We start from the raw sequence: 24,393 nt of genomic DNA on the forward strand, positions 1-24,393 counted from the left end.
CTCAGAGGTTGAGTCGAGTTGGCTTCGGGAGCCCTCGGGGACCCTCGGGAGCCCTCGGGAGCCCTCGGGAGCCCGGGTGTGTCCGAGGTGGGGATTTCTGCGTCACAGCGTCACCCGCGTCACGCGAGCCTCTGACCTGCGGGTTTTGGGTGACGCAGAGCATGAGGTCTGCGTCACCGGTGACGCAGACGTTCGTCACGCGTGACGCAGGTGACGCGGCGTGACGCAGAGACGGGCCGTCTGCGTCACGCCCTTCTGTACAGGTCACCGGCCGTTTTCCAAGATCGTGTGACGCTGTGACGCAGCGTCCCCCTACTTAGGAAAAAAGATGGGGTGTCTGTGGTGGTGCGGCGCGGCTCAGGACGTGAAGAAGGAGCCGCTTCGCGGCGCGTCCATCGGGCGGCGCGAGCGCCGAACAGCAAGAGAAGCACGCCTGGCCGGTGGTGCTCCTCTTGCTGTTCGGCCGTAACGCCGGTCACAACGCCTGCTGCTCGTGCGTGGGCTCGGCGAGCGTGCGGGTCAGCACGAGGAAACGGCCCTGCCGGGTGCGGCCGGAGTCGATGAGAACGCCACGGGCCGCGAGGGTGGGCTGTAGCCGCTTGAGCCGGTCGGAGAGCACCTTTCCGGTGGTCGGCCACCCCTTGGGCAGGGGACGGAAGTCCTCGCCGGTGTAGACGCGGCTGAGGCAGTGCAGCCATTCCGTGGACGTCATCTGCTGCTCTGTCCCCGGCTCCAGGCTGGCAGCGTGCTGCAAAACGGTCTGTGCCAGCAGGTCGCCTTCGATGACGTCGTCGTTGAGGTCGTCCAGGCTGGCCCGGTAGGCGGCGAGTGCTCCCAGACCGGTCGCCGCGTCGAGCTGCGCGCACAGGTGGGCGAAGTCCGCCATCCGCAGGTCGGTCGGGGTCTCCGCCTCCACCGCTCGGACCTTGACCGTCAGGTCCAGGAGCGAGCCAAGAACGACGGGCAGCACCTGCGCGTACTCGGTCCACAGCTCGTCCTCGGTGCGCCGCACCCGGGGCCGCTCCAACCGCAACGGCAGCAGCCGTTCCGCCAGGTCCGGCCGGATGACCCCGACGTCGATGCCGGTCAGGAGCAGGGGGCGGCGGTAGCCGACGCGGAACACGTCCCCGTCGGTGAACAGCGCGCGCTTGACGTTCTCGGCACCGGTGACGATGCAGCACATGGCGTCGGACAGGTCCGGGCTCATGTGGGAGAGGTTGTCCAGCGCGGTCACCCACCCAGCCGCCACGGCGGCGAGCAGGTTCTCTTCGTCCTTCGGGGCGCGGCGCAGGTCACCGGTCATGCCCTCGATGATCCGTACGAGCATCCGGCCGCCGGTCGACTTGCCGGCGCCCTGCGGGCCGGTGAGGAACGGGGCCGGGACGGGCACGGACGGACCGAGGCACCCGACCAGCCACGCGATGGCCAGACACTCCGTCTCGGCCGTGGCGAAGTTGCAGAGCCTGAGCAGCAGGTCAATGCCTTTGCCGTCGGTGTCCTTGACCGGCAGCGGGAGTTCGCCGGTGAGCTGCGTTCGGCGCCAGCACACCTCACGCGGGTCGGGAACGGCGATGTCCCATCCGGTCGGGTGGATGCGCACGGACTGCCCGTCGGCGCGCCCCAAGTCCAACCAGGTGGCCCCGTCGAACCCCGGGGCGACGCGGATGTACACGGGCTGCACGTCCTCGGTGAGCGCGAGTGCTTCGATCAAGTCCAGCGCCTCCTTGAGGGCGGTCCCGTTGAACACGCCAAGGCCGTCCCGAAACAGGCCAACCATGAGTTCCTGGCGGTGGCTGCCGGTGGTGCCCTGGGAGCGGATCGGGCGGGCGACGGGGTGGCCGTTGCGCTGCGCGTACACGGTCCCGTCGGCGGTGCGGAAGTACCGGAAGTGCGCCTGTGCGTAGTCGGTGATGATCTCGCGGGCCGGGTTCTTGTCGTCGTCGGCCATGGTCACAGTCCCAACGTGGTCAGGGCGTTGGTCCATGCGTCGGTGCAGTGCCTCGGGGACTCGCCCTTGGCCTGCGCGGCGCTGAACAGCCGCGCAACATGGGCGTCGGTCAGGCAGCCGCACCGGCCGTGCGTCGACAGCACCGCCAGGAACGTCCGGTACACCGTCGCGTGGACCGCGCTACAGGCCTCGGTGATCCGTTGCACCGCCATGCTGATCCCACGCTCCAGATACGCGGGCGTACGGTGCGGGCATTCGCCCCCATGGGCCCTCAGAGGCACTGAGAGGCTCTGTGGCGCCTTGCGAGCGGGCGACGGGTCCTTTACTCCCAACGCGCGTACAGCGTCCGGGAGAGCGGCCGTGGCGCCAACGCCCGGCCCGAGCCAACGGGCGTACTGCATAAGGGACTTGATGTCGACGCCGGGCCGGACCGCGTTCGATGACGGCATGGTGCCCCGGTAGATCCAGTGCTCACCCCGAGTCGTGGGCACGGTCCGGGTCGCGGGCAGGGTCTCACGGGCCCACTGGATGGCGGCGGGGTCGTCCAGGTCGACCACGGTCACGCCGGCGCCGCCGGGGTGGTAGGCGACCGCCGCCGCCTGCCGCCACGCCGGCGCCCACGCGGGGGAGTTGAGGACGTTCGGGTCGGTGGTGGCGGCGGCCCAGCCGTGGCACGGCTGCAGGCAGACGCAGGGGCCGGGGACTTTCATGTTCGGCCGGCCCCCGCACGCGTTCTGAGCGCAGGCGGGGCAGTTCCCGAACGGCAGCTTCCCCGCCCGCAGGGGCAGCACCGGCAGGCCGTCGGCCGCCAGACGCAGAGCAGTGGGCAGATGCTCGCCGGTCGTGGCGAGCACTCGCCGGACGACTGTCGGTTGCGTCATGCTGGGAGACCTCCAACAGGTCTGTTGAGGATTGGAGACAAGGGCGGCCCCGGATCATTGGCGTGAGACGGGGGCCGCCCTTGGCGCTGCTAGAACGGGGGTTCGCTGCTGTAGCCGGCGGGCGGGGTGTGGCGCGTCCAGCGGGGCAGGCGCAGCAAGGTCATCCGCCACGTCGACCAGCACGGGCACGGCTCGATATCGGTGCCCCAGTACTCCCCGGTGTCGGGGTAGCTGTAGTGCTGCTCGATGCCCCCAAGCCCCTGGCAGTCCGGGCAGTTGGGGCGGGGGGTGTCGGTCAGGATCAGGGCGCGTCGCGGGTAGTCGATGACCTTGAGTCGCAGGCGGAACATGGGCGTTGGGTCTCCTGTCAGCCGTGGTGCTCGTTGCGGGTACGGGCGATGAGCCCGTAGGTCTTGGTGGTGGTGTTCTCCTGCCGGACCGGGCCCCGGTAGTGGTGGTGGTTCTCGGTGTGGATGCCCTTGAGCGAGCGCAAGGCGGTCCCGATCGCGGTGAAGACGCCGGCCACGGCGGCGATGGGGAGGGTGACGAACAGGACGCTGGTGAGGGAGACGGCGGCGAAGCCCTGGCAGGCGAGCCAGACGCCGCACCCGATGCCGACGAACGCGGCTCCGACTCCGATGCCGGCGACGGCGGTTCCGGCCGCCCACGCGGGGACGATCCGGCGGTCTGGCTGCATGACCGGGGGCGTGTCGCCGTAGGTGGGAAGCGGGCTGTCGTCGCGGTAGGCGGTCGGGGTCTCAGGGGCGGGTGTGTAGGCCTCTTTGATGATCCGGGCGGCTTCGGCGGCGGCGACGTCGTCGCTCATCCGGACGCCCGACAGGGGCGCCTCGGGGGTGGTCTCGGGGAACATGCGGAATCCCTTCCGGTCACGGTTCAGGGAGGCGGAGACACCCCCTGCCGGGGGCGTTGTGAGGGGGGTTTCGGGGGTCTGACCTGGGGTGCCTCCCTGCCTCCCTGACGATCAATTACGCAGGTCAAGACCAGGGAGACGGGTCAGGGAGGGGTTCAGGGAGTTCTCCCTGCCTCCCTGACCCGGAGCGGGTCGGCTCCCTGTCATTCGGAAGCGGAAGCGGAACCCGTCTCGTCGCGGTCGGCGAGCGCGCGGGCGACACGGTCGGCGGCGACGACCATGCGGCCGTCCGACTTGTAGGACTCGCCCGCCGTGCCGTCCAGCACGCGCTTGAGGTCGATGAACGACCACTTCCCGTAGGCGTCCGGCGCGAGCACAGCGAGCCGCTTGAGAACCTCCTGCGTGCTCACCCGGGTGTCGGTGCCGAGCACACCGGCGATGTCCGCGAGCGCGTCGCGCTTCTCGCCCTGCCCGACGGCGCGCAGCGTCGTGATGCCACTGCGCAGCGCCTTGGCGCGATCGGCGATGGCCGTTGCGTCGTCGTGGCCGATGAAGTGCGTGCGGACCGTGATGGACGACTGGCCCTTGGGGATGTCGATCCCGCTGGACGCGACGACCAGCGTTCCCTGATCCAGGCCCGGACGCAGCAGGTTCGGCGCGGCGCCGCCGTCGACGGCCTTGTCCCCGAGCGCCATCCGGGCCTGCGACTCGGTGCCCAGGGCGAGCGAGGCGCGGGTGTGGGCGCCCTCGCGGACCAGCTTGGGAAGGTTCTGGTCGGTGGGGTCCTGGGTGCCCTGCCACATCAGCACGTTCACGGCACGGCCCTGGTTGTGGATCTTACGTACGGCCATGAAGTACCGGGAGGTGGCCTTGGACCCGCCGTACTGCTGCCCGAGGTCGTCCTTGACCGGGCACATGAACGCGACCTGCGCTTCGTCCACGATGCAGATCAGCGGCGGGAACTCCATGTTCGGGTCGAACTGGCGGGCCTCGATCCGCTCGTTCATCTCGTTGACCACGCCTTCGACCATCTCCGTGGCCTTGATGACGTGGTCGTCGGTCGGGCCCTGGATGAGCACGGTGGCCAGGCCGTCGAACATGACCCAGTCGCCGCCCTTGAGGTCGGCGATCCGGAACTCGATGGTCTTGTCGAGCACGGCCCACAGGGCGAGCGATCGCAGCGAGGCGGTCTTGCCCTGGTTCGACAGACCCGTGATCAGAAGGTGGCGCTGGTACAGGCTCAGGGCCGCCGCGTCGCCGCGCAGGTCCTGACCCCACGGGGCGCGGCCCTTCTTGTAGTCGGCGGTCATCGTCTCGTCGGTGACCAGCGGAGACGGCCCGATCGGCTCATCCAGCGCACCCGAGTCGGCGACCCACAGGCGGACCGTGCGGGCCGCCTCGGGGATCGTGATGAACACCTCGTGCTCATGCCGGGTCAGGTTCTCCGCCAGCTTCCGGCGGCGCTGCTGCACCTCGATCGTGGACACCCCCGACGGCAGCGTGACGTCCACCTCGACACCGCACCCGGCGATCCGGATCGGCCCCAGCATCGACGCGCCCACATCGCCCATGTCCTTGATGGCGTTGCGCAGCGCGGGCACCCCGAGGTCGCGCAGGGCCTTGACCACGATCGAGGGAGTGATCGGCTCGCCGTCGCTCGATCGCTGGTGCTCAGGCATCGACCACGAGGGAGCGGCCTTCTGGTGCGCGCCGACCGACCACAGGGCGAGCAGCGCGAGGAACGGGGCGATCATGAGCGCGGGCCCCCACACGATTTGAACGATGCGGATCAGGGTGGCGATGAAGTCGATGGTGGCGGCAAGCGGGGTGATGACGTCGGCGGGGTGCTTGGTGTTGATGGCCATGATGACCCCGAGCGCGAGCAGTCCGGCGATGCCCATGCCGGTGCCGACGGCGGCGCCCTTGGCCACCTCCACCGGGGAGTGCAAGAGGTCCATGCGGCGGTGGTGGCGTGCCTGGCGGAAGCGCTGGAGTCGCTCTTCCCACTCCTCGGCCAACTCCAGGTTCCCGGTGGCTTCGGCGGCTCGGATCATTCGCTCGTAGCGGGCCCCGGTGCGGCCGTCCCAGGTGCGGCGGGCCACGATCCGGCCCCCGTTGAACGTGTACAGGCCGTGCCGGGCCACCGCCCGGACCACGGTCTTGGTGTTCTCGTCCGTGGCGGCGGTCTTGATGGCGCGACCGGAGCGCACCCACAACGGCACGGTCGGGGCGGGCACCGGGTCGGGGACGACCGTGAGCACGGTCGGGGCGTTCTCCCCGATGGGCGGGTCGGTGGGCTTGTGCAGGTCGATGACGTTCTCGGTCATGACGGCAGGTCTCCTGAGCGGGAGGCGAGAGGGGGAAGGTCACGGGAGCGCGCGCGGTTCTCTGCACGGCTGAGCTGGGAGGCCCCGGTGCGGGGGCCATCGACCCAGCAGAACGGGCGCAGGGTGTCGGCGGCGGTGAAGATGCGGATGGCACTGCCGGCCGGAGCGTCGGGCAGGGCGTAGACGCGAGCCCGCTCCAGGCTGGCCAGGAGCCGGGCGCCGTGGTGCTCGCACCCGTCCGCGCCGGCGTTGAAGGCGTCCAGCACGGTCACCACGACCGGACCGACGCAGGGCGTCGGGTCGTCGGGGTGAGCGGCGGGGCAACGGCGGTCCATGCTCACCACCACCGGGACGACTTCTTGGCGGCCTTGGCGCGCGCCTGCTCGGTGATCAGTCGCTGCCGCTCGCCGTACAGGGCGGTCAGTTCGGCGTTCAGCCGGGTCTCGACGGCCGTGCCGATGGAGTCCATCCGGTCCTCGGCATGGCCGGCGCTGCGCCCCTGGTGGACGCTGCGGGCGCCACCGGCCATGGCACGCGTCATGGCGAGCCGTTCCCGGCTGGTCAGAGGCCACCACTCGCCCCGCTGGACGGCTTCCAGCTTCTTCTGAATCTTGCCGATCTCGCGGTCGATACGGCGGATCTCGGAGTTGCCCATGTCAGGCAGTCCTTTCGTAGCCGTGCGGGTCGGGGTAGGCGCAGGGCACGCACATGCCCAGCGCGGTCGGGATGACGTAGCCGGCGTCACGCCGGCAGGCGGGGCACGTGCGGCGGGCGGCATTGGCCTTGGCGAGCGCCGCCCACCGCGCCGGCGTCATGGGCCGGACGGGCTTGGCCAGGTCGACGCGGTAGAGGTAGGCGACCAGCGGGGGCCGCCGGCGGCGGGGGCGTTCGAGCTGAGCGGCCACCCCCTGCCCGCCGGGGCGCAGGTTCCGCGCCCGGAGCTGTCGGCGGGTGGCGTAGCCGTCCGGTGCCAGGCGCCACCGGTAGACCGGCAGCGCGGCCATCAGACGACGCGCTTCCAGGCGGACCGCAGGCGCACCTCAGATGCGGAGTGGCCGGCCGTGCGGAAGCGGGTGGCCATCTCCCGGTACGACAGGGGCGGTTGCTCGCTGTGCCGGATCTCATCAACCAGCGTGTCGAGCGCCGCGTCACTGAGCGCGGGTGCCTGCTCCAGCGCCGCAACCGGCTCACTGGGGCCCCATACCGGCAGCTCCCACGAGGGTGTGACGTCGGGTGTGACGCGGGTCGTCACGCTGGTCAGGGCCCGTCCGGTGCTCTCGCCCTTGCGGGCCGCTTCCAGCGTCGACCATGCCCCGGCGAGCGTTTCAGCGGTCTTGGCCTGGACGCGTGCGACGCGTGCCCCTGCCTCCGTCACGGCCGTCAGCCGCGTCTCCTCCGTGCTGGCTTCGGCACGGAGCCGGGCACGGGCCACGGCCGCGTCGTCGCGGGCTTCCTGCTGAATGCCCCGGATCGTGTCCAGCGCCGCCGGAGTGAGCGCCGTGCGCTCCCACAGTCCGTGGACCAGCCACAGAGCCTTGGCGGCGATCGGCAGCCACGCCACGGCCAGCCACGCGCCCATGGACGTCTCGGCCGTCACCGCGTGGGTGACCAGGACACCCGAGGCGACGGCGCCGAAGGACCAGCCGACGGCGGTCACGGCGTTGCTGTGGTCGCCCTGCGCGGCCAGGCGCCGCTCATAGGCGAGGGTGGCCAGCCATCCGCCGTCGATACCCAAGCCGACGACCAGGGCGACGTACCAGGGCACGGCCGTGCCCAACCACATCATGACCACGGCCAGGGTGAGCACCATGGACACGGCCGTCATGGCGACGGCCGGCAGCACGGTCAGGAGGGTCTTGGCGTTGATCCTCACGCAGCACCCCCGAGCGCGAGCACCACGGCGAGGATCAGGAGGGCCCCGCCGGCGCGGGTGAGGTCGACCGCGCGGCGCAGGCACGTGAACTTGGCGACCGCGAGCCGGGAGAGTCCGGCGATGTCGGCGGCGAGATCCGTCGACAGACTCTCGGTGATCTGCTCCGGGGTGAGCGTCGCCCACAGCGTGAAGCCGTGACGACCGCTCAGGTTCGGGCGGACCGACGTCAGCAGCTTGCTCGCCGCGCCGACCAGCAACGCCATGCCCAGTACACCGACGACCACGGCCGCCGGGTTGAGCGGGAGGGCGCTGCCGATCGTCCAGGCGCCGGCCAGTACCGCGCCGACGAACGCGAGCAGGAGCGCGGTCTTGTTGTCGGTGCGGGAGATCTCCGCCTTCACCTCGGCAAGCGCGTCGGTGTGGCTGCGTACGATCGTGGCGCTCATGCGGCACCGCCGGGCAGGATCGCGCCGACGGTGCGGTTGGCCAGCTCCAGCCGGGCGGCGAGCACCCGGCGGCGGGCACGCCGGATGCGCCGGGCGTCCAGCTCGGTCGGGGTGCGGTCCAGGGTGATGATCTGCGCGTCCAACAGGTCGACCTCCGCCGTGATCAGCGGAAGCTCCTGCTCGATCGCGTCCAGTTCCGCGTCCGTCGGCTCGCCCCAGTCGGGGAAGTCGGTAACAGCAGTCTGAACAGTCACGATGGGGTTCATAGGGTCGTGGGTCCTCTCACAGGAAACGGCCCGTTGCGGTCCTCGGGGTGCCACCCGGGGACCGCTTGCCGTTGAAGTCGGAAGATCCGGCTCCCCTCAGCGCCGCACGTACGAGACGTGCAGCGGAGGCAACCGGTCCGCAGCCACTGAGCTGCGGAAAGGTCGGATTGCGCTGTACATCACGCGAGAGATCCCGCGTGGCCGCCTACTTGGCCGAGGAGAGGCGGCGCGATCCCCATTCAGTTGTCAAAGAACAAGCGCTGCCTTCGTACTCACCCCCTCGGGCTTTCCTCCGGACGCACCTGTACGGCAGTGCCGTACGTGACACCCCGTCTGACTTGTCTGGAGGAGTGCCCTGGCAAAAGATTGCATGAGTCGAGCTTGGATAGTCAAGCCCCCTGGTCTAACTTGTACGGAGGAGTCGGAGGAGGAGAACCGTTGCCGGTGCGACGCGGTATGACGAAGGCACAGGAAATCGCCTATGACCTGCGCGAAAAGATCCAGTCGGGGGAGTTGGCGGGAGGTGACGCGCTCCCGAGCGAAACGCAGATGATGAGCCAGTACGGCTACAGCCGAGAGACTGTCCGCGCCGGCGTGCGCCAGCTTGTTGAAGAGGGGCTGGTTGTCACCGGCCAGGGTCAGGGCAAGTACGTCCGCGAGGACTACCCCCCTGTCGTGTGGAACTGGACGACGCTGGAGAGTCGGAGTCGTCACGCCAACGCGGTTGAAGGACGTACCGCAGGGGACCAGTGGGCGAGCGCGATTTCCGAGAACGGGAACGCCCCCCGGCAAGACATCAGCGTGTCGATTGTGGAGCCCCCGGCACACGTTCGTGAGCGACTTGAACTCCCGGCGGACGGGCTGGCCGTGGCGCGTAAGCGCGTCCGGTTCATAGACAACCGGCCCTACGCCCTTGCTGACTCGTACTTCCCTCAGGAACTCGTCAGCGGTACACCCCTGATGGAGCCCCGAGACGTCTCCGCACCCGGCGGCATTCTGGCTTCCATTGGGCTCATCCAAGACAAGTACGTGGACGAAATCTCAGTGCGCATGCCGACTCGCCAGGAGGCCGAACTACTTGCTCTACCTGCGGCGACACCCATCGCAGAGCACACCCGAACGGGCTATGCAGCGGACGGCCGGCCCCTCCGCTGCATGGTCACGATCCTTCCCGGAGACAGGCACAAGATCCTTTATGAAGTCGGCACAGACTGAGTACCTTCGTCCCGCAGCGGCGAAGGATGTACCCGCCCTCTTGGCTCTGCGAACAGAGGCTGAGGGGTGGCTGCGCACCAAAGGCACGGATCAGTGGAGTGACCCGGAAACGGGCGAACGGGCCATCGGTAAATGGCGCGCCAGCATAGATGAAGGGCGCGCGTGGGTCGTGGTCGACGAGGGTGAACGGGTGCTTGCGACAGTCAGTCGCGGCCCCGTTGACCGGGACTTCTGGACGGACGCGGACCACCCCGAATCAGCGCTCTATCTGTACAAGCTGATCGTCGCCCGTGAAGCGTCTGGCCGACGCCTGGGCACGCGCGTCATCGACTGGATGTCCCGGCTGGCAGCGCTTGAAGGGCGTTCCTGGGTGCGCATCGACACGTGGCGCACGAATACGGGACTGCACGCCTACTACGAGCGGTTGGGCTTCCAGCACGTACGCACTGAGGCACCGGCGCACAGACTCTCGGGATGGCTCGCTCAGCGCCCGGTGGGCGAGTTGGCCTTGCCGGAAGACCTCTTGCCTGTGGGCGTCGACGGCGCAAGCATCGGAGTACCGACTCAGGTGACCCGAACCGCCACGTGACCAGGCGGCTGCTCTTCTTCGTGACTGAGAGCCCAGGGCGACACCACTGGGCCCTCTCTGGGCCCTCCGAGGTCGACAACGGTCGACCAACAACGACCAACAACGACCGCCCAACCGCAGGTCAGTTGAGGTGAGCGGCCCGCTGACCAGGGCCGGAAAACAGGCCCGCCAGACCCAGGGCAAGAAGAAGTAGTCTTCGCGATCATGCCTCTCACCTGCGCGTACGGCGCAGGCGGGAGGCATGATCGTGTCTCGGGACCTACCTCCCTGGAGGCTTGGCCCTTGTGAGCTCGCGGTCCGCGGTGTGCCCCAGGGCGTCGTGCAGGTGGTCCGGTCCTCCGTGATGGTGGTCGCGCTGGGTGTGATGACTGACGTGCAGGTGGACAATCAGCCAAGTTGGCGTGAACGCAGTACGCTTCCCCCGTCTAACGTGGCGCCTGCGGCGGGGGCTCGACCAGCAGGCCTGATTTTCCTGGGGACTACATGCGCTCAATCGCCATAGGTGCCGCTCTGTCCGGCGCCCTGGCACTCGTCGCCGCAAGCTCTCCAACGGCTCAGGCCGACGAGTCGTGGGGCGGAGACACAACGATCACCAGCGTCACGGTCAACGGCGGCAAGCCCATCGTGGTCGGCATCTCCAACAAGGTCACCTTCTCTGGTTCGGTGACCGCCACCGATCCGGACGGCATCGAAACGGCCGGCGTGTTCGTGTGGCACGGCGGTCCCAAGGAAGAAGACACGGACATGACGGTGCCGTTCGGCCGTCGTACGTGCACAGCCGTCGATGCCGAAACGAAGACCTGCGTCGTCCCCTTCACCCTCAACCCCCGCGACCTGGAGAAGAACTCTTGGGCCGGGCAGTGGAAGGTCGGCGTCGACGCCTTCGACAAGGGCAACGGCGGCATCTCCCTGGATGCGTACAAGTACGCGTATATCCAGCGCTACTCGAAGCTCGGCGTCAACGCTTCGCCGGAGCCGGTCGCCAAGGGCAAGAGCATCACTGTCACCGGCAAACTGACCCGCGCCAACTGGGAGACCCACGACTACCGTGGCTACACCAATCAGCCGGTCAAGCTGCAGTTCCGCAAAGCGGGAACAGACACCTACGCGACGGTCAAGACCGTGTACACCAACAGCGCCGGCAACCTGAAGACCACCGCGACAGCTGCCAGCGACGGCTACTGGCGCTACTACTTCTCCGGCACCAGTACGACTGCGACGGTCAAAACAGCGGGCGACTACGTAGACGTGCGGTAGAAACCCTCCTGAACAGCTGGCCGCCAGGACATGCTTGTGCCCCCTCGTGGAGGGGGGCTAAGGGAGCCCTGAGCCGGGACCTGAGCCGGGACCTCTCTGGGACCTCCGGCGACGACCGGCAACGACCAACGACGACCATCAACGACCCCTCAGCCGCAGGTCGGTTGAGGTGTCCACCCCTCTGACCAGGGCCGAAAAACAGGCCCGCCAGACCCTGGGCAAGAAGAAGTAACCTGCCTGACCAAGGCCCCTACCTGCGGTCTATCCGCCGGCAGGGCCTCGTCGCCGGAGGGTACGAGCCCTCAATCGCCGAGGTACTCGGCGAAGGCGATGACGGACCATCGGAGTTTTCCGTTTCCACCTGGCAGTGGGTGGTACGCCGCCGGGCACCGGAGAGGACCCGACAGCGGGCCGAGCGGCCGCCCGAGACGGGGCGTCGGAAGTGGGCGGCTAATTATCCGCGCTTGGGCCAGATCGGGCCCTGGTCGGTCCAGATGACGCCTTTGTTGCGGCACAGGCAGAAGGGGTGGCCGATCGGGTCGGTGTAGACCTGCCAGCCGTAGCCGTTGGGGCCGATGAAGTCCTGCCGTAGCGTCGCGCCGAGGTCGAGGACGCGGCGCTGCTCGGACTCGATCTCGTCCACTTCGAAGTCGAGGTGGAACTGCTTGGGGTGCTCGCTGTCGGGCCACTGCGGAGCGCGGTAGTCGTCCACCCGGATGAATGCCAGCTCGATCTCGCCGAACTGGATGCCAGCCCAGTCCTCGGAGCTGCCTTCCTTGATCGGACGGCCCGTCACCTCGGAGTAGAAAGCCGCCAGCTTCATCGTGTCCGGGCAGTCGATAATGAAATCGGTCAGTCGCAGCATCCCGAGATCTTGGCACAAGCTCACACCCGACTTCGAGACAGGCCCTATAAGCCCCCGGCTTGCGGTCTCATGGCGGGGCGGGGCTTGTCGGTGCTCGACTCGGCAGCCGAACAAGGTAGGGCCGGGTGCGAGGACGGTCAGCGGCAGAGCTCCATGACGGTGTCGTCGAAGTCCGGGAACTCACGGGTCGCCTGCTCGATGACGGCAACCGCGGACTGCCTGTGGTCGGCCGCGAATCGTTCGGCGACGGCCGTCAGTTCCTCGTATCCATCTGCGACTCCCTGGCAAACACCAAAAAGCCCTTTCGGTGATTTTCGCGCATTTTGCTGGATGTCCTGATGAAGGACGTGTTTGGCCGCCGTATTGAGTGACGAGGACAGGGAACCCCCTGGAAACGGTGGATGGCCGGCCGTGGAGAGGCCGCGGCGATGGGGTGATCCTGCTTCTGGTCCTCGCCGTCCCACTCGCCGCCGGGCCCCGATGATCCGGTCTTCTTCGTCGCGCTTGCCGCCTCAGATGCCGGGGCCGAGTTCCTGTTCGGCCCACACGGTTTTGCCGCCGCTCGTCAGGCATCGGGCTCCGTGGCGCCGGCAGAGCTGCGCGACGATGTAGAGGCCGCGGCCGCCTTCGTCGCTGGGGCACGCGTGACGCAGCCGGGGGAGGGTGTCGCTGGTGTCGGAGACTTCGCAGGTCAGGACCTGGTGCCGGATCAGGCGGAGGCGGATCGGGCCGGTGGCGTGGCGGACAGCGTTGGTGACCAGTTCGCTGATGATCAGCTGGGTGGATGCCTCCAGACGTTCCAATCCCCACTCGCTCAGTCGTCGGGTGACCACAGTGCGCGCGTGGTGGACGACGGACGGGTCGCGAGGCAGTTCCCAGCACGTGGTCTGGCTCGGGCGCAGCGAATGAGTCCGGGCGACGAGCAAGGTCACATCGTCGCACGGTGACTGAGTGGGCAAGGTCGCGATCGCCGAGGAGCAGAGGTCTTCCAGGGACCGGCTGGGGCGTGCCAGGGCGTCGCCCAGGCGTTTCATCCCGGCGTCGATGTCGTGGTCGCGGGTCTCGATCAGGCCGTCGGTGTAGAGGGCGAGCCGGCTTCCCTCGGGCAGTTCCAGCTCGACGGCTTCGAAAGAGACTCCCGACCCGACGCCGAGCGGTGTTCCGGAGGGCAGGTCGGGGAAGGTGACCTTGCCGTGGGGGTCGATGATCGCAGGCGGCGGGTGCCCGGCTCGTGCCATGGTGCACTTCCGGGTGACGGGGTCGTAGACGACATACAGGCAGGTGGCACCGGTGACGCGGGTCGGGTCTTGCGAGTCGGTGTCTTCTTCGGCCATTCGCCGGACTGTGTCGTCGAGGTGGGCCAGTAGCTCGTCGGGGGGCAGGTCGAGGTCCGCGAGCGTGTGTACTGCGGTGCGGAGCCGGCCCATGGCCGCCGCGGCGTTGATGCCGTGTCCCACCACATCGCCCACGACGAGCGCTGTCCGGGCGCCGGACAGCGGGATGACGTCGAACCAGTCGCCGCCGACGCCGTTGTCCGCATCGGCCGGCAGATAGCGCGAGGCCGTCTCGATGGCCGTGCCCTCCACCAAGCGCTGTGGGAGCAGGTTGCGTTGCAGGGTGAGGGCCGCGCTGCGTTCCCGTGCGAACCGGCGAGCGTTGTCCAGGGAAAGCGCCGTCCGGCTGACGAGTTCCTCGGCGAGGAGCAGGTCGTCCTCCTGGAACGGCATGAGTTCCTCGGTGCGGATGAACACCGCCATACCCAGGAAGGCGTGCCGCGTACGGATGGGGACGACCATCAGGGAGTGCATGCCGGTCTCACGCATGGTCCGCGCCCGGTCGGGGTCTCGGTCGAACCAGGTGCCGGCAGAGCCGTCCAGGACCGGTTCCAGATGGGGGCGGCCGGAGGACAGAACCCTGGTGAAGGGCGAGTTCGGTGGTAGGGCGACCAGCTCACCGCGGGCCCACGGGGACTCGGGGACCCCACGGTGGATCGAGGCCAAGCCCGCGCGCCTGAGGGCGCGGCAGCGGTCGTCCAACGAGCCGATGCGGGCGAAAGGTGCTTCGCCGAACTGGATCGACTCGGCCAGGTCGACGTTGACGTAGTCGGCCAGCAGGGGTACAGCAAGGTCCGCCAGCTCCTGACCCACCTGCATCACGTCCAGACTGTTGCCTATGCACATGCTGGCCTCGCTGAGGATGGCCAGGCGCTCGCGCGCCCGCCGGCTGACGGTGACGTCCACACTCATGCAGCACACCCCCATGGCCCGCCCGTCGGCGCCCTGCAGGCAGAAGTACGAGGCCGCGATCGCGTGCTCACGGCGCGGATCCGCCGCCGGCCACGCCCGAAACTCATGGACCGTGCTGATGCCGCTGTCCAGGACCTGCCGCATCACCCCTTCGAGCCTTGCAGTTTCGACGCCGGGCAGCGCCTCGGGGAGACGGCGTCCCAGCCGCTGATCGCGAGGAATGCCGTCTTGCCGCTCCATCGCGTCGTTGGTCCAGGCACAGTGCAGGTCCCGATCGTGAACCACAACGCCGATCGGTGTACGGGTGAGAAGTGAGTCCCGTACCCATCCGGTGGTCGCTACCGGGGAGAGCGAGGCGATGTCGGTGCCGGAGATGAGCCAATGGATCTCTTGGTCCTGCCCCCACAGCAGCGAGAACCGCAGGCTCGCCTTGAGGGTATGGCCGTCGCGGTGGCGGACGGTCGCGGTGCCGGACCAGCCACCCCGGGCGAGGCACTCCTCGGTTGACGCCCAGTCCAGGAGCGTTTGACGGGTAAGGGGCAGGAGCGTGGAGACGGCCCGGCCGACCATTTCCGTGGCCGGGTAACCGACAAGCCGCTGCGCCGTACTCGTCCACCCCACCACCCTCCCCTCGGCGTCGATCATCGCGATGGCGGCGTCGGGCGTCTCGCGGGGGTCCAGTCGCTCACAGAGGCTGCCCTGAAGCATCTCGGTCACCGGATTTCTCCCATCACGTGGATTTCCAGGAATCGGGCCGGAGACAGCGGGGCGATTGGTGTCGCACCAGCCAACGGTTGGGCCGTCCTCTTGACGGTTACCTCCTGCCGATCCGGCGGCTCTCAGCTGATGCGGGGGGCCGCCGCTCCACGCCGTCCACGGCGATCGAGGCCGTGCCGTCCGGATCGCGACAGCAAGAACGAGGGTAGGAGTGGAAAGCGGGACAGGCGCTGGGCACCACTCACCATCTTGTGGTCGTGGTTTGTGACATGGAAATAAATCGCTCACCGCTTGGCGGTGCCGATCCCCGTCTCCCTCGCCACCGATTCCCAAGCAGGTGTCATGCTCTTTTACCTTGTAGCCTTCAGAGCATGGGCAGGGAGAGCCCGGAACCTGCACGGGAACTGTCCGTGAGTGCGGCGAACGTAGAGTCACGCCTCACGGAGATCTCCCATGATGTATGGGAACACTTGCTCATTGAAATCCCGCAGGTCAGGGGAGATGACGCCATCGAGAGAATTCTGCTGGCGAGCGTCAAGGAAAACGTCGCCACTTTGCTGCACATCTTTGAGAACGACATACCTCTGGAAAACCTTGAGGGGCTTGCCTCGGCCAATGAGCATGCCAGGAGGCTGGCTCAGAGGGATATCGCTGTCAGTGCATTGATCCGGGCCTACAGGATCGGGCACTGGCGTTTCCTGCAATGGTGCCTGGACGAGCTTGCTCGCCGGGGCGCCGACGATGTTGTCTCCGCCGACGTCAACCGGCGCATGCTGGAAGTGAGCTTCGGTTACATCGACAGCATCACCGAGCATGTCATCGAGGTGTATCACCTGGAGCAAGAACGCTGGCTGCTGGCCCAGACCGCCAAACGTAACGCGCGTGTGCGAGACATTCTCGCCGGGAAGGAGGTGGACCTCGACTCGGCGGAGGCCGCTCTCGGCTACCGCCTGCGACAGAATCACCTCGGGTTGGCGGCCTGGCTGCCGGCGCTGACGCGTGACGGCGCCGGGCTGGCCCGGCTCGACCGGCTCATCCACGAGATCGCAAAAGAACTCGACTGTCCCGCCAGGCCGCTGTTCGTACCCCGAGACGAAGGACTGGCCTGGGCTTGGCTGCCCTTCGGTTCACACAGCGAGGTCTCCTGGGAACGGTTGGCCGGTGTGGTCGAAAGCGGCGCATCCTCCGTGCAGGTGTGTGCCGGAAGCGTGCAGCGCGGGATCGAGGGGTTCCGCAGTACGAACCGGGAGGCGCTACGCGCACAAGAGCTTGCTACGGCGGCGAGTCCCGGCCACCGGTTCACCGTGTACTCCCAGGTCGCTCCGGTCGCGTTGATGTGCAAGAACCTCCCGGATCTGCGCACCTGGGTGGGCGGAATCCTCGGGCCGCTGGCCGTTGACGACGAGCAGTGCGCACGGTTGCGGGAGACCCTGCATGACTTCCTGACGACCGGAGGCAATTACACCGCTACTGCGAGCCGCGAAATCCTGCACAAGAACACTGTGCATTACCGCATCCGCAAGGCCGAGAAGATCATGGGCCACTCGGTCCAGGCAGGACGTACTGATCTTGAGGTCGCCCTGCTCGCCGTCAAGTACCTAGGCTCCACAGTCATGCAGCCGCCCGGCGGCGGCACGGAGGTACGCCAGCGCAGCGGGAGTACTCGGCGTCGCCACTGAGGGCGTCGAGTTCGCGGACGAGGATCAGCGCCTCCACCGATCCCGGAGCGCTTCAGGGTGCATGGTGATCCGATCACTTCTCGGCTGAGCGCCCGGAGCACATGGCTGCTCGTACCTGCTCTCGCCCCGCCGGGAATCTCGTAGACGGCGTTGCCCTTGACCGCAGTGCCACTGGTCAGGGTCGTGATGCCGTCCGGACTCCCAGGTATGTCGGCCAACGGTTCGCCGTCCCGAGCACAACCTTCCCGCTGATTGGCGTGTCTCAGTCACATACCCACGCCGACCGGGTCCGGTCGGCCCATGGATTGCCTGCGTCGGGGACGACGGCTTGCCGCTGTCGTGCCCGGCGCGTCTGACACGGAGAACGCATGCGTATTCGCACCACCGCGGCCCTCGCCGTCGCCTGCGGCGCAGCCGCGCTGACCCTGGTTGCCGTTCCGGTCGCCACCGCCGCCGATGCCCCGGCTTCCGTACGGCCCTGGCAGCTCGCCGCCGCGTCCGCCGACGGCAGCGCGCGCACCGCCTTCACGGCCACCACCGCGACCGCCAAGCAGCCCTACCCCCTGGCCGTCACCTTCTCCAAGGTGAAGGTCGCCGGCGGCAAGTCCGCGGTGTCCGTCGGCACGGATGCCATCGTGCACGTGTCCTACAGCTTCCACCTCACCGCCACCAACGTGGACGTCTCGGCACCGGACTTCTTCGTCGGTCTCGACCTCTACCGTGGCTCCGCCGCCAAGCCGACGAGCGACCTCTACGGCGATCAGCCGGCGACATGCGACGTGACCTCCTCCGAGTCCTCGTACGAGAAGGTCGTCACCGGCATGTCGTGCAAGGGGAAGGTCGACATCTACCCCCGCTCGGACCTGCACAACGCCGACGCCGGAGCCAAGTGGCACGCCGTGGCCTGGGCGATCGCCTACAACGGGCAGAAGCCCGGGGACCCGTCCGACGTGAGCAAGATCGGCACCGCCGAGCTGACCGGGCAGGCCTCTCCCACGGTCCGCCGCCTGTCCAAGCTCACCACCAACGCCGCGCCCGAGCCGGTCAGGAAGGGCAAGACCCTCACCGTCACCGGCGCCCTCACCCGGGCGAACTGGGACACCCACAAGTACGCCGGCTACACCGGGCAGAAGGTCAAGCTGCAGTTCCGCAAGAAGGGAACCAGCACCTACACGACCCTCAAGACCGTCTCCACGGACAGCCACGGCAACCTCAAGACGACCTACAAGGCGACCACCGACGGCTACTGGCGCTACTCGTTCGCCGGTACGACCACCACCCCGGCCGTGTCGGCCACGGGCGACTTCGTCGACGTCAAGTGACCAGTAACCAGTAATCAGTAATCAGTAAGCGGTAAGCGGTAACCAGTAAGCGGTAACCAGTAAGCGGTAAGCAGTAACCAGTAAGCGGTAACCAGTAGTCCGTCACGCGTTCCGTGCCGGAGCCGGCACCCGTACCGGCTCCGGCACGCGCCTCGTCAGGCCTCCTGGATCCAACGCTCAAACCGCAGGACGGCAGGTCTGTCGACCCGGCACACTGCGGCAATGGCCGATCGTGATCGAGATGTTCCGCTTCCTCGCTTCCGTCGCAAGCCCACACTGGACGGAGAGCGGGTCCTGCTGCGGCCGGTCACAGTGAACGACGTGGCCGCGCTCGTGCCCGTCTTCCTGGACGCGCAGGTGACACGGCTGACCGGCAGCCATCGCGAGAACGGACTCGATGAGGCGCGGCTACGAGCGTGGTACGGCACCCGTGCCGACCAGGACGACCGTCTGGACCTGGCCGTGGTGGAAAGGGCGACGGGCAACGTCGTCGGGGAAGCAGTGCTCAACGAGTGGGACGCGGGCAACGAGAGCTGCAGTTTCCGTATCGCTTTCGTGCCCGACGCGCAGGGACGTGGTCTGGGGACCGAGGCGACCAGGCTGATCGTCGGATACGGCTTCGAAGAGCTGGGGCTGCACCGCATCTCGCTGGAGGTGTACGCCTTCAATCCGCGGGCCCGTCGGGTCTACGAGAAGGTGGGCTTCGTCCCCGAGGGCGTCCTGCGTGACGCGTTGCTGTGGGAGGGCGAGCGAGTGGACGCCGTCGTGATGTCGATCCTCGCACCGGAGTGGTTCAAGCACCGCGGGCGGCCGGCAGGGAGCGGCCGGACTCTGTCCTAGCCGTGCCCCGGCGCTGGAGCGGCGGCTGCCAGGAGAAGCCCACCTCGCTGACGCCGGAAATGTGGTGCGCGGCCGGCGCTGGCAGGTCTCTCCCTGGCCATCGGCTAGGCCCGGTCGTCGGTTAGGTCCCGGACGTGTCTCCGGGCCGCCCCCGACAGACCGAGGATGCAACCATTCTCTACAGAGCTGGAACCCCCGGAAGCCGGCCGCGCGGTGGTGACCCTAGTCCGGGGGACTGACAACGGGCCTTCGGCGGGCGGGTGTTCGGGGTGCGGGAAGTAGTGCTCGCGGAAGGCCATCGGTGCGGCGTCGGTGCCGAGGATTCGCCGGTTTGCCGGATCGGCAAACGAGTTCGTGGTCCTGGTTGCGGTGCTCGCATGATCCTTGCTGAGGCGCTGAGGCGCTGAGGCGCTGAGGCGCTGAGGCGCTGAGGCGTTGGGCGTTGAGGCGTTGAGGCCGAGACCGAGGAGGGCTCATGGACGGTGCGCATCGGGTTGTTTCCGGTGGTGGACGGCGGATTCATCTTGTCGAGCAGGGGACCGGGCCCCTCGTGCTGCTCGTGCACGGGTTTCCCGAGGGCTGGTACTCCTGGCGGCATCAGTTGCCGGTGCTCGCCGCGGCCGGATACCGGGCCGTCGCCATCGATGTGCGGGGGTACGGGCGCTCGGGCAAGCCGGTCGCGCCGGACGCCTATCGGATGGGCGAACTCGTCGAGGACAACGTCGCCGTGGTGCGTGCGCTCGGCGAGGAGTCGGCCGTGGTCGTCGGTCATGACTGGGGCTCCGTCATCGCCGCGAACTCCGCGCTGCTCAGGCCCGAGGTCTTCCGGGCCGTGGGGCTGCTGAGCGTGCCGTACGCCCCGCGCGGCGGACCCCGGCCCAGCGACGTCTTCGCGCAGATGAGCAGCGGTGGTGGGGGCGGGGAGTTCTACGTCTCGTACTTCCAGGAGACGGGGCGGGCCGAGGGCGAGATCGAGCCCGATGTACGGGGGTGGCTCGCGGGGTTCTACGCCGCCTTCTCCGGCGACACCATGCCCGGGCCCGCCGATCCCGACCCGCACTTCGTCGGTGCGGGGGGCACCCTGCGGGACCGGTTCCCCGTCGGCCCGCTGCCCGGCTGGCTCGGGGAGCGGGACCTCGACGTCTACGCCGGGGAGTTCGAACGCACCGGGCTCACCGGTGCGCTCAACCGGTACCGGAACATGGACCGGGACTGGGAGGACCTCGCCGCCTACGACGGTGCCCCGATCACCCAGCCCTCCCTGTTCGTCGGCGGCGGCCTCGACGCCTCCACGACCTGGCTGTCCGATGCCATCGAGGCGTACCCGGTCACGCTCCCCGGCCTGGTCTCCTCGCACCTCCTCGAGGGCTGCGGGCACTGGATCCAGCAGGAACGGCCCGACGACATCAACCGGCTGCTCGTCGACTGGCTCGCCGGTCTGCCGGCCTCCTGACCGCCCCTTCGGCCTCCCGACCCCCCGGTCGGCCTCCACCCGGGGCCCCTGCAAGACCCTCGTCCCTCCACCGACGCAAAGGGCCCCCGACCGGAGTCGAGGGCCCTTGCGGGTACGTCGGGTGGCTCAGCCGCACTGGCAGGGGCTGCCCGACTGGCAGCCGCAGCCGCAGCCCGAGCCGCACCCGCATGCGCCGATGACCAGAAGGTTCTTGATCTCGGCGGGCTGGTCGGTCTCGTGCTGCTGTGTGGGGTCGGGCGTGGTGCTGGGGGATTCGGCCATGGATCCCTCCTAGGGGTCCCTAGAGGTAGGGCGAGGTAGGGCGTGGTGCATTTGCCCATTCCTCGCCCATTCCATACCTGTTCCGCTGGGCGCATCAACGGCGCACAGTGGCGCCCACGCGCCCGCTCCGCACGACCTCGCGAGCCCAAACCCACCGGGAGGAAACAGGCCCACCGGGAGGAAACAAGCCCACCGGGAGGAAACAAGCCCACCCGGCGGGATCAGCCCCACCCGGCGGGATCAGGCCCGCCCGGCGGTCAGACTCCCTCGGTGCCCGTCACCGGCTGGATGTCCGGCTGCAGGTCGTCCGCGTGCTCACCGGTGACCAGGAAGACCACGCGCTTGGCGACGGCGACCGCGTGGTCGGCGTACCGCTCGTAGTAGCGGCCGAGCAGCGTCACGTCGACCGCCGTCTCGATGCCGTGCTTCCAGCGGTCGTCCAGCAGGTGCTGGAAGATCGTGCGGTGCAGCAGGTCCATCTCGTCGTCGTCCTGCTCCAGCTGCAAGGCCAGGTCGACGTCCTTGGTGATGATGACCTCGGCGGCCTTGGCCATCAGGCGCTGCGCGAGCTGCCCCATCTCCAGGACGGTCGCGTGCAGGTCCTGGGGGATGGCGTTCCCCGGATAGCGGAGCCGGGCCAGCTTCGCCACGTGCTGCGCCAGGTCGCCGGAGCGCTCCAGGTCGGCGGACATCCGCAGCGAGGTGACGACGATCCGCAGGTCGGTCGCCACCGGCTGCTGGCGGGCGAGCAGGGCTATCGCCCGGGCCTCCAGGTCGTGGTGGAGCTCGTCCACCTTCTGGTCGGCCTCGATGACGCTCTCGGCCAGCTTCAGGTCGCCGTCGAGGATCGCCGTCGTGGCGCGCCCGATGGCCGATCCGACCAGCCTGGCCATGTCGACCAGGCTGTCGCCGATCGAGTCGAGTTCCTCGTGGTACGCGTCCCGCATCAGGGTTCCCTCTCGTACGTTTGTTCCAGGGGGCCGGAGGCTGGGGGCCGTGGCCGAAACCAGCTGCGAACCCCACGCTCCCATGTTCTGGTCCCCGCGCGTCCGTTTCTGCCATCGCAAATGAACCAATACTGGCTCCAAGGTGAACTCTGGGCGACGAGTGTTCGAGCTGACACCTCGCGGACTGTGGGGATGTCGTACCCCCTGCTTAACCTGTTTGCATGGACGTGAACGCGGCGGTCGCCGCAGCGGCAGCGATCGCCGGAGTACTCACCGGTGTCATCGCCATGCTGGCGTTCCGCTGGAGCGAACGCGACCAGAAGCGACCGACCAGGACTTCTCTGCACACCGACCCCGTACTGCCCCCGGGCGTGGACACCGTACTGAGCGTGCTGCGCTCCTCCGCGGTCGTCCTCGACGAGGGCGACATCGTGGTCAAGGCGAGCTCGGCGGCGTACGCCCTCGGACTGGTGCGCGGCGGCAAGCTCGCCGTCGAACCGATGCTCCAGATGGCCCGGGACACCCGGCGCGACGGCGAGATACGCCAGGTCGAGCTGGACCTGCCCCGGCGCGGCACCGGACGCGGAGAGGCGCTCGCCGTCTCCGCCCGGGTGGCGCCCCTCGGCTCCCGGCTCGTGCTGCTCCTCGTCGAGGACCTCACCGAGGCCCGTAGGATCGAGGCGGTACGACGCGACTTCGTGGCGAATGTCAGCCACGAGCTCAAGACCCCGGTCGGCGCACTCTCCCTCCTCTCCGAGGCCGTCATGGACGCCTCGGACGATCCGGAGGCGGTGCAGCGCTTCGCCGGTCGTATGCAGATCGAGGCCACGCGCCTGACCAACCTGGTCCAGGAGCTCATCGATCTGTCGAGAGTGCAGAACGACGACCCGCTGGAGGACGCGGAGCCCGTCCGAGTGGACGAACTCGTCGCCGAGGCGATCGACCGGTGCCGCCACCAGGCCGGCACGAAGCAGATCACCATGGCCGCCGGTGGCACGGCCGACCTGCACGTCTGGGGCAACCGCGGCCAGCTGGCCGCCGCCCTCGGCAACCTGGTCGAGAACGCCGTGAACTACTCGCCGGCCCGCACCCGGGTCGGGATAGCCGCCCGCCGGCTCAGCGCACCCGGCGGCGACATGATCGAACTTGCCGTGACCGACCAGGGCATCGGCATCACCGACAAGGACAAGGAGCGCATCTTCGAGCGCTTCTACCGCGTCGACCCGGCTCGCTCGCGGGCCACCGGCGGTACCGGTCTCGGTCTCGCCATCGTCAAACACGTGGTCGCCTCGCACGGCGGGGAGGTCACGGTGTGGAGCGCCGAAGGTCAGGGCTCCACGTTCACCCTCAGGTTGCCGGAGGCGGGCGCGGCTCGCGACCGCGCCTCGCAGCACCCCGACCCCGACCTCGATGACGAGGCCGGCACCACCGAGTCATCCCCGTACGAACCGCTTCCCGCCCCGGAGGTCCTTCCGTGACCCGAGTGCTCGTCGTCGAGGACGAGGAGTCCTTCTCCGACGCCCTGTCGTACATGCTCCGCAAGGAGGGCTTCGAGGTCGCCGTGGCGGCCACCGGCCCCGACGGACTCGACGAGTTCGAGCGCAACGGCGCCGACCTCGTTCTCCTCGACCTGATGCTGCCCGGCCTGCCGGGTACCGAAGTCTGCCGCCAGCTGCGCGGCCGGTCCAACGTCCCCGTCATCATGGTGACGGCCAAGGACAGCGAGATCGACAAGGTTGTCGGGCTCGAAATAGGAGCCGACGACTATGTCACCAAGCCCTTCTCCTCCCGCGAGCTGGTCGCCCGTATCCGGGCCGTCCTGCGCCGTCGCGGCGAGCCGGAGGAGGTCACCCCGGCCGCCCTCGAGGCCGGTCCGGTCCGCATGGACGTCGACCGCCACGTGGTGACGGTCTCCGGCTCCAAGATCGACCTCCCGCTCAAGGAGTTCGACCTGCTGGAGATGCTGCTGCGCAACGCCGGCCGCGTCCTCACCCGTATGCAGCTCATCGACCGGGTCTGGGGCGCCGACTACGTCGGTGACACCAAGACCCTCGACGTCCACGTCAAGCGTCTGCGCGCCAAGATCGAGCCGGACCCGGGCGCCCCGCGCTACCTGGTGACGGTCCGCGGTCTCGGCTACAAGTTCGAGCCCTAAGTCGCCGATCGACTACGATGAGCAACCCTCGCCGGCCGTCGGGTGGACGGAGAGGCTAAACGCCTGTGGAGCGTTGGTAAGACCCGGAGCAGTCCGGGCGCGATGCTGTGAAGCAGGAATCCCCGTGAGGGTGCACCAAAAGTTCGAGCCGTGACGCTCGGCATGCCAAGGGCGGGAACCGATAACCAAGGTTCCCGCCCTCGCTGTTTCAGGC

At 68.5% G+C, this 24,393-nt stretch carries 24 protein-coding genes; 9 read left to right on the forward strand and 15 right to left on the reverse strand.

The window, feature by feature from the left end:
• Positions 1 to 475: 475 nt before the first annotated feature.
• From AB0N16_RS22965 to AB0N16_RS23015, 11 genes are all read right to left on the reverse strand, one after another.
• A complete protein-coding gene (locus AB0N16_RS22965; protein WP_365799983.1) occupies positions 476 to 1,948 on the reverse strand; it encodes an ATP-binding protein in 1,473 nt (490 codons plus the stop codon).
• Between the two features lie 2 nt (positions 1,949 to 1,950).
• Positions 1,951 to 2,829, reverse strand: coding sequence for a bifunctional DNA primase/polymerase (locus AB0N16_RS22970; protein WP_365799496.1), 879 nt, complete (start codon positions 2,827 to 2,829; stop codon positions 1,951 to 1,953).
• A gap of 89 nt (positions 2,830 to 2,918) precedes the next feature.
• Positions 2,919 to 3,179 carry a hypothetical protein gene (locus AB0N16_RS22975; protein WP_365799498.1) on the reverse strand — a complete coding sequence of 87 codons (261 nt, stop codon included), beginning with the start codon at positions 3,177 to 3,179 and terminating at the stop codon, positions 2,919 to 2,921.
• A gap of 17 nt (positions 3,180 to 3,196) precedes the next feature.
• Positions 3,197 to 3,700 carry a hypothetical protein gene (locus AB0N16_RS22980; RefSeq protein ID WP_365799500.1) on the reverse strand — a complete coding sequence of 168 codons (504 nt, stop codon included), beginning with the start codon at positions 3,698 to 3,700 and terminating at the stop codon, positions 3,197 to 3,199.
• A 203-nt stretch (positions 3,701 to 3,903) separates the two neighbouring features.
• Positions 3,904 to 6,027 carry an ATP-binding protein gene (locus AB0N16_RS22985; RefSeq protein ID WP_365799502.1) on the reverse strand — a complete coding sequence of 708 codons (2,124 nt, stop codon included), beginning with the start codon at positions 6,025 to 6,027 and terminating at the stop codon, positions 3,904 to 3,906.
• Positions 6,024 to 6,362: a hypothetical protein gene (locus AB0N16_RS22990; protein WP_365799504.1), complete on the reverse strand. Its 339-nt coding sequence runs from the start codon at positions 6,360 to 6,362 to the stop codon at positions 6,024 to 6,026. The genes AB0N16_RS22985 and AB0N16_RS22990 overlap by 4 nt, the downstream gene beginning before the upstream one ends.
• A 2-nt stretch (positions 6,363 to 6,364) precedes the next feature.
• A complete protein-coding gene (locus AB0N16_RS22995) occupies positions 6,365 to 6,682 on the reverse strand; it encodes a hypothetical protein (RefSeq protein WP_365799506.1) in 318 nt (105 codons plus the stop codon).
• A 1-nt stretch (position 6,683) separates the two neighbouring features.
• The gene (locus tag AB0N16_RS23000) at positions 6,684 to 7,031 is read right to left on the reverse strand and encodes an RRQRL motif-containing zinc-binding protein (RefSeq protein ID WP_365799508.1); all 348 of its coding nucleotides are present in this window, start codon (positions 7,029 to 7,031) and stop codon (positions 6,684 to 6,686) included.
• Positions 7,031 to 7,852 (reverse strand): protein spdB, encoded by an 822-nt coding sequence (locus AB0N16_RS23005; protein WP_365799985.1) that lies wholly within the window; start codon positions 7,850 to 7,852, stop codon positions 7,031 to 7,033. Before AB0N16_RS23005 ends, AB0N16_RS23000 begins: the two co-directional genes overlap by 1 nt.
• A 44-nt stretch (positions 7,853 to 7,896) precedes the next feature.
• A complete protein-coding gene (locus AB0N16_RS23010) occupies positions 7,897 to 8,346 on the reverse strand; it encodes a Pycsar system effector family protein (RefSeq protein ID WP_365799510.1) in 450 nt (149 codons plus the stop codon).
• A complete protein-coding gene (locus tag AB0N16_RS23015; RefSeq protein ID WP_365799512.1) occupies positions 8,343 to 8,612 on the reverse strand; it encodes a DUF6284 family protein in 270 nt (89 codons plus the stop codon). Before AB0N16_RS23015 ends, AB0N16_RS23010 begins: the two co-directional genes overlap by 4 nt.
• Before the next feature lie 456 nt (positions 8,613 to 9,068).
• On the opposite strand from AB0N16_RS23015, the gene AB0N16_RS23020 reads away from it, so the two are divergent.
• The 3 genes from AB0N16_RS23020 (at position 9,069) to AB0N16_RS23030 (ending at position 11,673) form a co-directional block, all read left to right on the forward strand.
• Positions 9,069 to 9,827, forward strand: coding sequence for a GntR family transcriptional regulator (locus tag AB0N16_RS23020; protein WP_365799514.1), 759 nt, complete (start codon positions 9,069 to 9,071; stop codon positions 9,825 to 9,827).
• Positions 9,808 to 10,416, forward strand: coding sequence for a GNAT family N-acetyltransferase (locus tag AB0N16_RS23025; RefSeq protein WP_365799516.1), 609 nt, complete (start codon positions 9,808 to 9,810; stop codon positions 10,414 to 10,416). Before AB0N16_RS23020 ends, AB0N16_RS23025 begins: the two co-directional genes overlap by 20 nt.
• A gap of 483 nt (positions 10,417 to 10,899) precedes the next feature.
• Positions 10,900 to 11,673, forward strand: coding sequence for a calcium-binding protein (locus AB0N16_RS23030; protein ID WP_365799518.1), 774 nt, complete (start codon positions 10,900 to 10,902; stop codon positions 11,671 to 11,673).
• A 454-nt stretch (positions 11,674 to 12,127) separates the two neighbouring features.
• On the opposite strand, the gene AB0N16_RS23035 is transcribed toward AB0N16_RS23030, so the two are convergent.
• Both AB0N16_RS23035 and AB0N16_RS23040 read right to left on the reverse strand, forming a co-directional pair.
• A complete protein-coding gene (locus AB0N16_RS23035; protein WP_365799520.1) occupies positions 12,128 to 12,538 on the reverse strand; it encodes a VOC family protein in 411 nt (136 codons plus the stop codon).
• 512 nt (positions 12,539 to 13,050) lie between these two features.
• On the reverse strand, positions 13,051 to 15,492 hold the full coding sequence (locus tag AB0N16_RS23040) for a SpoIIE family protein phosphatase (protein ID WP_365799987.1): 2,442 nt from the start codon (positions 15,490 to 15,492) through the stop codon (positions 13,051 to 13,053).
• Between the two features lie 380 nt (positions 15,493 to 15,872).
• On the opposite strand from AB0N16_RS23040, the gene AB0N16_RS23045 reads away from it, so the two are divergent.
• The 4 genes from AB0N16_RS23045 (at position 15,873) to AB0N16_RS23060 (ending at position 20,795) form a co-directional block, all read left to right on the forward strand.
• Positions 15,873 to 17,180 (forward strand): helix-turn-helix domain-containing protein, encoded by a 1,308-nt coding sequence (locus AB0N16_RS23045; protein ID WP_365799522.1) that lies wholly within the window; start codon positions 15,873 to 15,875, stop codon positions 17,178 to 17,180.
• Between the two features lie 368 nt (positions 17,181 to 17,548).
• On the forward strand, positions 17,549 to 18,502 hold the full coding sequence (locus AB0N16_RS23050; protein WP_365799524.1) for a hypothetical protein: 954 nt from the start codon (positions 17,549 to 17,551) through the stop codon (positions 18,500 to 18,502).
• 222 nt (positions 18,503 to 18,724) lie between these two features.
• The gene (locus tag AB0N16_RS23055; protein WP_365799526.1) at positions 18,725 to 19,342 is read left to right on the forward strand and encodes a GNAT family protein; all 618 of its coding nucleotides are present in this window, start codon (positions 18,725 to 18,727) and stop codon (positions 19,340 to 19,342) included.
• A 475-nt stretch (positions 19,343 to 19,817) separates the two neighbouring features.
• Positions 19,818 to 20,795 carry an alpha/beta hydrolase gene (locus AB0N16_RS23060; protein WP_365799528.1) on the forward strand — a complete coding sequence of 326 codons (978 nt, stop codon included), beginning with the start codon at positions 19,818 to 19,820 and terminating at the stop codon, positions 20,793 to 20,795.
• A gap of 126 nt (positions 20,796 to 20,921) precedes the next feature.
• Here the strand turns inward: AB0N16_RS23060 and AB0N16_RS23065 are convergent, their stop codons facing one another.
• Positions 20,922 to 21,077: a hypothetical protein gene (locus tag AB0N16_RS23065; RefSeq protein WP_177233040.1), complete on the reverse strand. Its 156-nt coding sequence runs from the start codon at positions 21,075 to 21,077 to the stop codon at positions 20,922 to 20,924.
• A gap of 257 nt (positions 21,078 to 21,334) precedes the next feature.
• On the reverse strand, positions 21,335 to 22,024 hold the full coding sequence (gene phoU / locus AB0N16_RS23070; protein WP_351709105.1) for a phosphate signaling complex protein PhoU: 690 nt from the start codon (positions 22,022 to 22,024) through the stop codon (positions 21,335 to 21,337).
• A 221-nt stretch (positions 22,025 to 22,245) separates the two neighbouring features.
• On the opposite strand from phoU, the gene AB0N16_RS23075 reads away from it, so the two are divergent.
• Positions 22,246 to 23,502, forward strand: coding sequence for an ATP-binding protein (locus tag AB0N16_RS23075; RefSeq protein WP_351709108.1), 1,257 nt, complete (start codon positions 22,246 to 22,248; stop codon positions 23,500 to 23,502).
• Entirely contained in the window at positions 23,499 to 24,179 is a 681-nt protein-coding gene (locus tag AB0N16_RS23080) for a response regulator transcription factor (RefSeq protein WP_365799531.1), read from the forward strand. The genes AB0N16_RS23075 and AB0N16_RS23080 overlap by 4 nt, the downstream gene beginning before the upstream one ends.
• The last annotated feature ends 214 nt before the right edge of the window (positions 24,180 to 24,393 follow it).

The sequence above is a fragment of the Streptomyces sp. NPDC051105 genome (assembly GCF_040682795.1).
In the GTDB taxonomy this organism is placed as follows: Bacteria; Actinomycetota; Actinomycetes; order Streptomycetales; family Streptomycetaceae; genus Streptomyces.